This is a genomic window from Rathayibacter sp. AY1A3, from assembly GCF_002930975.1.
In the GTDB taxonomy this organism is placed as follows: Bacteria; Actinomycetota; Actinomycetes; order Actinomycetales; family Microbacteriaceae; genus Rathayibacter.
This window is the reverse complement of sequence record NZ_PSTO01000011.1, coordinates 93,060-103,427: the sequence shown is the minus strand read 5'-3', so window position 1 is coordinate 103,427 and position 10,368 is coordinate 93,060. Positions and strand designations below refer to the sequence as shown.

Genomic DNA, 10,368 nt, shown 5'->3' with positions numbered 1-10,368 from the left:
GCCGATGGTACTGCAGGGGGGACCCTGTGGGAGAGTAGGACACCGCCGGACACCATTCACGATGGCCACCCAGAAATGGGTGGCCATCGCTGTTTAACCGGTCGGTCTCTGTTCGAGGACGAACAGGACGGGCCGGAGCGACGATGACCGTCGTCGCCCGACTCCGGAACGAGGAGCAGCGATGACTCAGCACGACCCGACGCCCTTTCCGGAATCGAGGCCGCTCCAGAACGGCTTCGACCCCGTGGAGGAACACGTCCTGTCAGACGAGCTCCTCCGGATCGAGCAGACTCCGCTCAACGAGAGGGCAGCCGGATACGTCCAGCTGCAGGAGCAGCTGCGCATCCGACTCGAGAACGCGGACCGCGACCGATGACCGACGACTCGCGACTCGACTCGGCTCTCGCCGAACGGGGCATCGCCCGGTCCCGCACCCATGCCGCTCGGATGATCGCCGACGGTCTGGTGACGGTGGACGGCGTCCCTGCACTGAAGCCCTCGATCCGCGTCCGCGACGATCAGGACGTCGCGGTCGCCGGCCTCGACCACTACGTCAGCCGGGCCTCCCACAAGCTGCTCGCCGCCCTCGACACCTTCGTGACGGTGCGAGTCGCCGGCCGGAACGCTCTCGACGTCGGGGCGTCGACGGGCGGGTTCTCGCAGGTCCTGCTCGAGCGCGGCGCCGCCTCGGTGATCGCCCTCGACGTCGGGCACGCGCAGCTCGCTCCCCGGATCCGGTCCGACGATCGCGTCCACGTGGTGGAGGGGTTCAATGCGCGGGATCTCACCGCCGCCCGGCTCGCCGAAGCCGCCAGGACCGAGATCGTGCCGGACCTGGTCGTGTCCGACGTGTCCTTCATCTCCCTGCGGATGGTTCTGCCTCCGGTGGCGGCCTCTGTGGATCCGCTCGCCGACTTCGTGGTGCTGGTGAAGCCGCAGTTCGAGGTCGGCCGCTTGGGAGTGCGGGAGGGGATCGTCCGGGATCCCGAGCTGCGTCGCGAGGCCCTCTCGGACGTCCTGTGGTCGGCGTGGGACCTGGGGCTCGGCGTCGTCGGGCTGGCCGAGTCGCCACTCCCGGGGGGCGCTGGGAATCGTGAGTATCTGGCGCACCTCCACCGCGACCGCGGAACGATTCCGACAGAATGGAGGGACGCGGTCACCGCGCTCACCACCGGATGACGCGATCGTGTCCGCCGCTGTCGACCGACCAGAAGGACACACCCTCGATGCAGTCCCCTCGTGACGAGCGCAACATCCTCGTCGTCGCCCACACCGGACGGACGGACTCCCTCGATGCGGCGGTCCTCGTCGTCGAGCGCCTCCGGAACTCCGGCGCCCACCCCGTCCTCTGCGCCGACGACAAGGGCGACATCGTCGCGGTCGCTCCGGATCTGAGCGACGTCGCCGTGCTCGGGTCCGACGTGCCGCTCGAGTCCATCGAGCTCGTGTTCGTGCTCGGCGGGGACGGGACCATCCTCCGCGCGGCGGAGATCGTCCGGTCCGGGACGGCCCCTCTGCTCGGCGTGAACCTCGGCCACGTCGGATTCCTCGCCGAGAGCGAGCGGGACGATCTCGACGACGCCGTCGCCCGCGCACTCGACGGCGACTACGCGGTCGAGGAGCGGATGACCCTGCAGGTGCGCGTCAAGATCGACGAGGCCGTCGTCTACGAGACCTGGGCGCTCAACGAGGCCACGGTCGAGAAGGGCAGCCGCGAGCGGATGCTCGAGGTCATGGTGGGCGTCGACGGACGTCCGCTGTCGAGCTTCGGCTGCGACGGCATCGTCGTGTCCACTCCGACCGGTTCCACCGCTTACGCCTTCTCCGGGGGCGGGCCCGTGGTGTGGCCGACCGTCGAGGCGATGCTCCTCGTTCCGCTCAGTGCCCATGCTCTCTTCGCGCGGCCCCTCGTCGTGGGCCCGTCGTCGAGCCTCGCCGTCGAGGTCAAGGAGAGGACCGACGGCGTCGGCGTCCTCTGGGCCGACGGCCGGCGCGCCTACGAGCTGCCGCCGGGAGCGCGCGTCGTCTACCGGCGCTCGCCCGTGCCGGTGCGCTTCGCGCGCCTCCACGACGCCCCCTTCACCGATCGACTCGTGCACAAGTTCGGTCTCCCCATCCGCGGATGGCGGGGATCGGCGGAGACGGAGTAAGGCCCGATGCTCGAAGAGCTGCAGATCCGCGACCTCGGAGTGATCGCCGAGGCGACGCTCCCGCTCGGACCGGGCTTCACCGCTGTCACCGGCGAGACCGGCGCCGGCAAGACGATGGTGGTCACGGCGCTCGGCCTCGTGCTGGGCGCGCGATCGGACGCGTCCGCGGTGCGCTCGGGAGCGAAGCAGGCCTGGGTGTCGGGGCGCTGGCTGGTCCCAGAGCAGGGCCCGGTCGCCGAGCGGGTCCACGACGCCGGCGGCGATCTCGACGGCCCGGAGCTGCTCCTCGCGCGCTCGGTCTCGGCGGAGGGACGCGGGCGAGCCGTCGTCGGCGGCCGGAGCGCACCGGTCAGCGTGCTGAGCGAGCTCGCCGATCAGCTGGTCGTCGTGCACGGGCAGTCGGACCAGATCCGCCTCCGCTCCGCCGCGGCGCAGCGCGAGGCGCTCGACCGGTTCGGCGGACCCGGTCTCGCCGACGCCCTCCGCGACTACGCGAGCGCCTTCGAGCGCTGGCGGGCCAACCGGGAGGAGCTCGACTCGCTCACCGAGGCCCGGGAGACGCGCGCCCGCGAAGCCGAACGGCTCCGCTCCGCCCTCGCCGAGATCGAGGTGGTCGCCCCCCAGCGCGGGGAGGACGTCGAGCTCGCGGCGCAGTCCGCCCGGCTCGGGAGCATCGAGCAGCTCCGGCTCGCCGCCGGCGAGGCCCGCGAGGCGATCTCGTCCGAGGAGCTGGACGGGCGGGACGCGCTCGGGCTCCTCGAGACGGCGCGGCGCGTGCTGGAGCGGGCGGCCGAGCACGACGCCGCCCTGCAGCCGACGGTCCAGACGCTCGGCGAGGCAGCGGTGCTCCTCGTCGACGCCGCCGGCGGGCTCTCCTCGTACCTGGCGGAGCTCGACCTCGACGGCGCGCACGACCTGGAGCTGATCGAGAACCGGCGGGCGGAGCTGTCCCTGCTCGCCCGCACCTACGGACCGACGCTGGACGACGTGCTCGACCTGGTGGACTCCTCCGGACTCCGCCTGCTCGAGCTCGACGGCGACGACGAGAGGATCGCGGCTCTCGAGGCCGACACCGCGGCCGACGCGGACCTCGTCGACCGCCTCGCGTCCCGGCTGACCGAGCTGCGGACCGCGGCGGCCGCCGAGCTGGGGGAGCGGGTCAGCGACGAGCTCACCGCGCTGGCCATGGCGGATGCGCGCCTGCACGTGAAGGTGACGGCCGCGGGGGAGCCGAGCGTCCACGGGCGCGACTCCGTCGAGATGCTGCTCCAGCCGCACACCGGGGCCGCACCCCGGCCCCTCGCTCGTGGAGCCTCGGGCGGCGAGCTCTCGCGGGTGATGCTGGCGATCGAGGTCGTGGTCGCCGCCAACGACCCCGTTCCGACGTTCGTCTTCGACGAGGTCGACGCGGGGGTCGGCGGAGCAGCGGCGATCGAGATCGGCCGACGGCTCGCGCGGCTCGCCGAGACGTCGCAGGTCATCGTGGTGACCCACCTCGCGCAGGTCGCCGCATTCGCCACGAACCACCTCCGCGTCGAGAAGGGCTCGGACGGCGCGGTGACCTCGAGCGCCGTGACGCAGCTCGACTCCGAGGAGCGGGTGTCCGAGATGGCGCGCCTGCTCTCGGGGCTCACCGACTCCGCCAACGCTCTCGCTCATGCGCGGGAGCTCCTCGAATCGAGTCGGCGGGGCTGATCGCGAGCGGCCCGGGACGACATCGATCCGTCCCGGGCGGTCCGCCGCCGCCGTTCTGCTGTTACGGTGGAACCCCGTGGTGGACTTTACGAACGCGGGCCTTTCCTCTTCTTCTCCCTCGGATCCCGAGGGCTCCTCCGGGTCCTCGACCCGGAACGCTTCGACGGCAGGGCAGGACGCCCCCTCGAAGATCACGAAGCACATCTTCGTCACCGGCGGTGTCGTCTCCTCGCTCGGCAAGGGACTCACGGCCGCGAGCCTGGGCAACCTGCTGACCGCGCGCGGGCTGCGCGTCGTCATGCAGAAGCTCGACCCGTACCTCAACGTGGACCCGGGGACGATGAACCCGTTCCAGCACGGCGAGGTCTTCGTGACCGACGACGGCGCCGAGACCGATCTCGACATCGGCCACTACGAGCGCTTCCTCGACATCAACCTGAACCAGGCCGCGAACGTCACGACCGGCCAGATCTACTCGCGGGTCATCGCGCGGGAGCGCGCCGGCGAGTACCTCGGCGACACGGTCCAGGTCATCCCGCACATCACGGACGAGATCAAGCGGCGCATGCGCCTCCAGTCGGAGGACGACCCGCAGCCGGACGTCATCATCACCGAGATCGGCGGCACCGTCGGCGACATCGAGAGCCAGCCGTTCATCGAGTCGGCCCGCCAGGTCCGCCACGAGCTCGGCCGCCGCAACGTCTTCTTCGTGCACGTCTCGCTGGTGCCCTTCATGGGCGCCTCCGGCGAGCAGAAGACCAAGCCCACCCAGCACTCCGTCGCGGCGCTGCGCTCGATCGGCATCCAGCCGGACGCGCTGGTGCTGCGGAGCGACCGGCCCGTGTCGGAGTCGAACAAGCGCAAGATCGCGCTGATGTGCGACGTCGACGAGCAGGCCGTGGTCAACGCGAAGGACGTCGCGTCGATCTACGAGATCCCGCAGATGCTCAACGAGCAGGGCCTCGACGCCTACATCATCGACCAGCTGGGCCTCCCGGCCGGCGAGGTCGTCTGGGACGGCTGGTCGCGACTGCTCGAGGCCGTGCACGAGCCCAAGCACGAGGTCACCATCGGCCTGGTCGGGAAGTACATCGACCTGCCCGACGCCTACCTCTCCGTGACGGAGGCTCTGCGAGCCGGCGGCTTCGCGCAGCAGACGAAGGTCGCCATCCGCTGGATCGCCTCCGACGGGCTCGAGGACCCCGAGGCTGCGGCCAAGGCTCTCTCCGAGCTCGACGGCATCTGCGTGCCCGGCGGCTTCGGCATCCGCGGCATCGAGGGCAAGCTCGGCGCGCTGCGCTTCGCCCGGGAGAACGGGATCCCGACCCTCGGGCTCTGCCTCGGCCTGCAGTGCATGGTCATCGAGTACGCCCGCAACGAGGCCGGCCTCGAGGGGGCCTCGTCGTCGGAGTTCGACCCGGAGACGGAGTTCCCCGTCATCGCGACGATGGCCGAGCAGGTCGAGATCCTCGCGTCCGGGGACATGGGCGGCACGATGCGCCTCGGCCTCTACACGGCCGAGCTCGCCGAGGGCTCGATCGTCGCCGAGGTGTACGGCGCACCTGAGGCGGCCGAGCGCCACCGGCACCGCTACGAGGTCAACAACCGCTACCGCGACCGGATCGCCGAGGCGGGGCTCTGGTTCTCCGGCCTCTCGCCCGACGGCCACCTCGTGGAGTACGTCGAGCTGCCCCGCGAGAAGCACCCCTACTACGTGGGCACGCAGGCGCACCCGGAGCTCCGCTCGCGCCCGAACGCCGCGCACCCGCTCTTCCGCGGCCTCGTGACCGCCGCCCTCGAGCGCCAGGAGGCCTCGCGCCTCTTCCCGGCATCGGAGGCGGGCGCCGATGAGTGAGCCGCTGTCGGACGAGCTCGTCGAGCCGGAGGTCCTGACCAGTGAGCGCGTCTTCGACGGGATGGTCTGGGGCGTCCGCGCGGAGACGTTCCGCTACGGCGGCGGCGAGCTGCGCCGGGAGTTCCTCGATCACACGGGAGCCGTCGCGGTGCTGGCCCTCGACGACGAGGACCGCGTCGCCCTGATCAAGCAGTACCGGCACCCGGTCCGCACCCGCGAGTGGGAGATCCCGGCCGGCCTGCTCGACGTCGAGGGCGAGGATCCGCTGGTCGCCGCTCAGCGGGAGCTGGGCGAGGAGACGGACCTGCAGGCCGAGCGCTGGGACCTGCTCTCGGAGTTCGCCACCTCGCCGGGCGGCAGCGACGAGGTCATCCGGATCTACCTGGCCCGCGGGCTCTCGTCCACCGGCTCCGCCTTCGACCGCGAGGCGGAGGAGGCCGACATGGAGCTGCGGTGGGTGCCGCTGGACGAGGCGGTCGAGGCGGTCCTCGCCCGCCGGGTGCAGAACCCCTCGCTGACGATCGCGGTGCTCGCGGCGCACGCGTTCCGCTCGCGCGGCTGGGACGGGCTGGGCGACGCGTCCTCGCCGTGGACGCGCCACCCGCGGGTCCGCCACCCCCGGGGGTGAGCCCCCGCGCCTGCGCCGAGGCGTACCTCCGGCAGGCGAGCGTGGAGCGCGGGCTCTCGGCGCACACGCTCGCGGCCTACCGGCGCGACCTGGAGCTCTACCTCGGCTGGCTCGAGGAGCGCGGGACCGTCGATCTGGCGCAGCTCGGACGGGTCGACGTGGGGGAGTTCTCCTCCTGGCTGGCCGCACGCCCGGAGCGGCCGCTCGCGGCGAGCTCGCGCGCACGGATCCTCTCGAGCGTCCGAGGGCTGCACCGCTTCGCCCTCGAGGAGGGGGTCGTCGCGGACGACGTTGCCCGGGACGTGGTGCCGCCGAAGATCCCGATGACCCTGCCGAAGGCGGTCACGGTCGAGCAGATGGCGGCACTGCTCGACGCGGCGCGCGGCGAGGAGCTCGCGGACCTGCGGGACCGGGCCCTGCTGGAGCTGCTCTACGCGACGGGCGCGCGCATCTCGGAGGCGGTGGACCTGAACGTCGACGACGTGGTCGCCGCGGAGGTGGTGCGGCTGACGGGCAAGGGGTCCAAGCAGCGGATGGTGCCGCTCGGCCGCTTCGCCCGCGAGGCGGTCGACGAGTACCTCGTCCGTGCGCGGCCCGAGCTCTCGCGGAGGGGGCGCGCGACGCCGGCGCTCTTCCTGGGGGTCCGCGGGAGCCGCCTGTCGCGGCAGAGCGCCTGGCTGGTCATCCGCGCCGTCGCCGAGAAGGCCGGGCTGGACCGGGAGATCTCGCCGCACACCTTCCGGCACTCCTTCGCGACCCACCTGCTCGCGGGCGGTGCCGACGTCCGCGTGGTGCAGGAGCTCCTCGGGCACGCCTCGGTGGCGACGACGCAGATCTACACGCTGGTGACGGCGGACACGCTCCGGGACGTCTACACGTCCGCGCACCCGCGAGCGCGGCGCTAGAGCCGCGGACCCGCACGGCGGGGCGCGGCGGCCGGGGAGCGGGGCGCCGGTACACTCGTCGGAGGCCGCGCGGGAGCGCACGCCGCCACGGAAGCGAGGACGACGCAGGTGACACGCAAGACGGACGACAAGGCCGAGCTCACCGGTCTCGAAGCCCCGACGCTCGGCCCGACCGGCCGCCCCCTGCGCGACTTCCCGCTGCCGGTGGAGCTCACCGGTCACGGCCCCGCCCGGATCATCTCGCTCTGCAACCAGAAGGGCGGCGTCGGAAAGACGACGACGACCATCAACCTGGGCGCGACCCTCGCCGAGTACGGCCGCCGCGTGCTGGCCATCGACTTCGACCCGCAGGGCGCCCTCTCGGCCGGCCTCGGGGTCACGACCTACGACGCCATCACGATCTACGACCTGCTCCTCGGCACCGTGAAGGACCCGGCCGAGGCGATCCGGAGGACCCGCGTGCCGGGCCTGGACGTCATCCCGGCCAACATCGACCTCTCCGCCGCCGAGGTCCACCTCGTCAACGAGGTCGCGCGCGAGCAGATCCTCGCCCGCGTGCTCCGCAAGGTGAGCGCGGACTACGACGTCATCCTGATCGACTGCCAGCCCTCGCTGGGCCTGCTCACGGTCAACGCGCTCACCGCGAGCCACGGCGTCCTCATCCCGCTCGAGTGCGAGTTCTTCGCGCTGCGCGGCGTCGCCCTGCTGATCGAGACGATCGACAAGGTCCGCGACCGGCTCAACCCGGTGATCGAGCTCGACGGCATCCTGCCCACGATGTACGACTCCCGCACCCTGCACTCGCGGGAGGTGCTCGACCGGGTGGTCGACGCCTTCGGCGACAGCGTGCTCGAGACGGTGATCGGCCGCACGGTGAAGTTCCCGGACGCCAGCGTGTCCGGCGTCCCGATCACCCAGTTCGCGCCCGAGCACAACGCCGCGAAGGCGTACCGCAAGCTCGCCAGGGAGCTGATCTCGCGTGGCGCGGTCGCCTGAGGTCCTCCTCGAGGAGCGCACCGCTCCCACCGGGTTCCACCTCGCGCTGACCAACTTCGAGGGTCCGTTCGACCTCCTGCTGAGCCTCATCGCGAAGCAGCAGGTCGACATCACCGAGATCGCCCTGAGCGCCGTGACGGACGAGTTCCTCTCGTACCTGCACGGGATCGACTCGCTCGAGGGGCTGGACCGCGCGTCGGAGTTCCTCGTCGTCGCCGCGACGCTCCTCGACCTGAAGATCGCCGGACTCCTGCCCCAGGGCGAGCTCGTGGACGCCGAGGACGCGGCGCTGCTGGAGGCGCGAGACCTGCTGTTCGCCCGGCTCCTGCAGTACCGCGCCTTCAAGCAGGTGTCGTCGTGGTTCGCCGAGCGGATCGCGATCGAGACCGCCCGCCACGTGCGGGACGTGCCTCTGGAGGAGGAGTACCGGTCCGCGAAGCCGGAGCTCGTCTGGACCCTGTCGCCCGCCGACTTCGCCGCCCTCGCGACCGTCGCCCTCGCTCCGCGCGAGCTGCCGACGGTGGGCCTGGACCACCTGCACGCCCCGCAGATCAGCATCCGGGAGCAGGCCGCGCACGTCGTGGCGATGCTGCGCGCCCGCGGGAGGGCCACCTTCGGCGAGCTGATCGCGGACGCCGACGAGAAGGGCGTGATCGTCGCGCGCTTCCTGGCCGTGCTCGAGCTCTACCGGCACGCCGCGATCTCGTTCGACCAGCCGGAGCCGCTCGGCGAGCTCACGCTGCGCTGGGTCGCCGAGCAGTGGAGCGATGCGAGCCTCGCCGCGCTCGGAGCCGACTATGACTCCTGACGCCGGCCCCGGGACCGTCGCGTTCGAGATCGACCGGGCGATCGAGGCGATCCTGATGGTCGCGGACGAGCCGCAGCCGCTCGCCTCCCTCGCGACCGCGCTGTCGAGGCCGATCGCCGTGGTCCGCCAGTCGATCGAGCGCCTGCTAGCCGACTACGACGGCGCCGACGGGGCGATCCGCCGGGGCTTCGAGCTGCGCGAGGTCGGTGCCGGCTGGCGGATCTACGTGCGCCGCGAGTACGACCCGGTGGTCAAGGACTTCGTCCTGACGCAGAACCCGACGCGGCTCTCGCAGGCGGCGCTCGAGACGCTCGCCGTGATCGCCTACAAGCAGCCGGTCTCGCGCGGTCAGGTCGCGCAGATCCGCGCGGTCAACGTCGACTCCGTCGCGCGCACCCTCCTCGGCCGCGGCCTCATCGCGGAGGTCGGCCACGACCCCGAGACGGGCGCGGTCCTCTACGGCACCACCGAGCAGCTGCTCGTGCACCTCGGCCTCACCTCGCTCGACGAGCTGCCGAAGATCTCCCCCCTACTGAGCGACGGAAGAGACGGATTCGATGAGCGCGCCTGACAGCGGCCCCGACGGCGAACGACTGCAGAAGGTCCTCGCGGCAGCGGGGGTCGCCTCCCGACGAGTGGTCGAGGAGATGATCGTGGCGCGGCGGATCCGCGTCAACGGCGAGGTGGCGGACGAGCTCGGCCGCCGCATCGATCCGGCGACCGACCGGATCGAGGTGGACGGGGTCGCGGTGCAGCTGGACACCTCGCGCCGCTACGTGATGCTCAACAAGCCGATCGGCGTCGTCAGCTCGCTGGCGGACGAGAACGGACGCACCGACCTCAGCCTCTACACGAAGAACTTCGAGGAGCGGCTGTTCAACGTCGGGCGCCTCGACGCCGAGACCTCGGGCCTGCTGGTGCTGACCAACGACGGCGAGCTCGCCCACGTCCTCGCGCACCCGTCGTTCGGAGTGACGAAGACCTACATCGCGAAGGTGCACGGGCAGGTCCTCCCGCAGACGATCGCGACGCTGACCTCCGGGATCGAGCTCGACGACGGACCGGTGGCCGCCGACAAGGCGCGTCTCCTCGGCCGGCCGGAGGGCCGCTCGAACGCCTCGCTCGTCGAGATCACCCTGCACTCCGGTCGCAACCGGGTCGTCCGCCGGATGATGGCGGCTGTCGGCCACCCGGTGATCGAGCTCGTCCGGCGCCAGTTCGGGCCGCTGCACCTGGGCACCCTGCGCTCGGGCGATCTGCGCGACCTGACCCGGGAGGAGCTGGGCGCGCTGCTCACGATCGCGCGGCAGGGCGGCGAGGCGGTGGCGGCC

General features: G+C 71.9%; 10 protein-coding genes and 1 pseudogene. All 11 read left to right on the top strand.

Annotated features, from left to right (window positions below; genetic code table 11):
* The first annotated feature begins 181 nt into the window (after positions 1-181).
* Positions 182-376, top strand: coding sequence for a hypothetical protein (locus C5C10_RS07560; RefSeq protein WP_104328938.1), 195 nt, complete (start codon positions 182-184; stop codon positions 374-376).
* The gene (locus C5C10_RS07555; protein WP_104328937.1) at positions 373-1,179 is read left to right on the top strand and encodes a TlyA family RNA methyltransferase; all 807 of its coding nucleotides are present in this window, start codon (positions 373-375) and stop codon (positions 1,177-1,179) included. Before C5C10_RS07560 ends, C5C10_RS07555 begins: the two co-directional genes overlap by 4 nt.
* Before the next feature lie 47 nt (positions 1,180-1,226).
* Complete coding sequence (locus tag C5C10_RS07550) at positions 1,227-2,150, top strand: NAD kinase (RefSeq protein ID WP_104222498.1); 924 nt, start codon at positions 1,227-1,229, stop codon at positions 2,148-2,150.
* 6 nt (positions 2,151-2,156) lie between these two features.
* The gene (gene recN, locus C5C10_RS07545) at positions 2,157-3,845 is read left to right on the top strand and encodes a DNA repair protein RecN (protein ID WP_104328936.1); all 1,689 of its coding nucleotides are present in this window, start codon (positions 2,157-2,159) and stop codon (positions 3,843-3,845) included.
* A gap of 190 nt (positions 3,846-4,035) precedes the next feature.
* Entirely contained in the window at positions 4,036-5,700 is a 1,665-nt protein-coding gene (locus C5C10_RS07540; protein WP_104222604.1) for a CTP synthase, read from the top strand.
* A complete protein-coding gene (locus C5C10_RS07535) occupies positions 5,693-6,328 on the top strand; it encodes an NUDIX hydrolase (RefSeq protein WP_104250719.1) in 636 nt (211 codons plus the stop codon). Before C5C10_RS07540 ends, C5C10_RS07535 begins: the two co-directional genes overlap by 8 nt.
* Positions 6,325-7,233: a site-specific tyrosine recombinase XerD gene (gene xerD / locus C5C10_RS07530; RefSeq protein ID WP_104238573.1), complete on the top strand. Its 909-nt coding sequence runs from the start codon at positions 6,325-6,327 to the stop codon at positions 7,231-7,233. The genes C5C10_RS07535 and xerD overlap by 4 nt, the downstream gene beginning before the upstream one ends.
* A gap of 108 nt (positions 7,234-7,341) precedes the next feature.
* Positions 7,342-8,229 carry a ParA family protein gene (locus C5C10_RS07525; protein WP_104222502.1) on the top strand — a complete coding sequence of 296 codons (888 nt, stop codon included), beginning with the start codon at positions 7,342-7,344 and terminating at the stop codon, positions 8,227-8,229.
* Positions 8,213-9,037, top strand: coding sequence for a ScpA family protein (locus tag C5C10_RS07520; protein ID WP_104255454.1), 825 nt, complete (start codon positions 8,213-8,215; stop codon positions 9,035-9,037). Before C5C10_RS07525 ends, C5C10_RS07520 begins: the two co-directional genes overlap by 17 nt.
* On the top strand, positions 9,027-9,608 hold the full coding sequence (gene scpB, locus C5C10_RS07515) for an SMC-Scp complex subunit ScpB (RefSeq protein ID WP_104328935.1): 582 nt from the start codon (positions 9,027-9,029) through the stop codon (positions 9,606-9,608). Before C5C10_RS07520 ends, scpB begins: the two co-directional genes overlap by 11 nt.
* Positions 9,595-10,365, top strand: a pseudogene (locus C5C10_RS07510) (pseudouridine synthase); the annotation flags it as partial. The gene scpB and the pseudogene C5C10_RS07510, both read left to right, overlap by 14 nt.
* Positions 10,366-10,368 lie beyond the last annotated feature (3 nt).

Coding starts and splice junctions, on each gene's coding strand:
- C5C10_RS07550 (WP_104222498.1), top strand. CDS start 1,227: ATGCAGTCCCCTCGTGACGAGCGCAACATCCTCGTCGTCGCCCACACC.
- C5C10_RS07560 (WP_104328938.1), top strand. CDS start 182: ATGACTCAGCACGACCCGACGCCCTTTCCGGAATCGAGGCCGCTCCAG.
- C5C10_RS07535 (WP_104250719.1), top strand. CDS start 5,693: ATGAGTGAGCCGCTGTCGGACGAGCTCGTCGAGCCGGAGGTCCTGACC.
- recN (WP_104328936.1), top strand. CDS start 2,157: ATGCTCGAAGAGCTGCAGATCCGCGACCTCGGAGTGATCGCCGAGGCG.
- C5C10_RS07555 (WP_104328937.1), top strand. CDS start 373: ATGACCGACGACTCGCGACTCGACTCGGCTCTCGCCGAACGGGGCATC.
- scpB (WP_104328935.1), top strand. CDS start 9,027: ATGACTCCTGACGCCGGCCCCGGGACCGTCGCGTTCGAGATCGACCGG.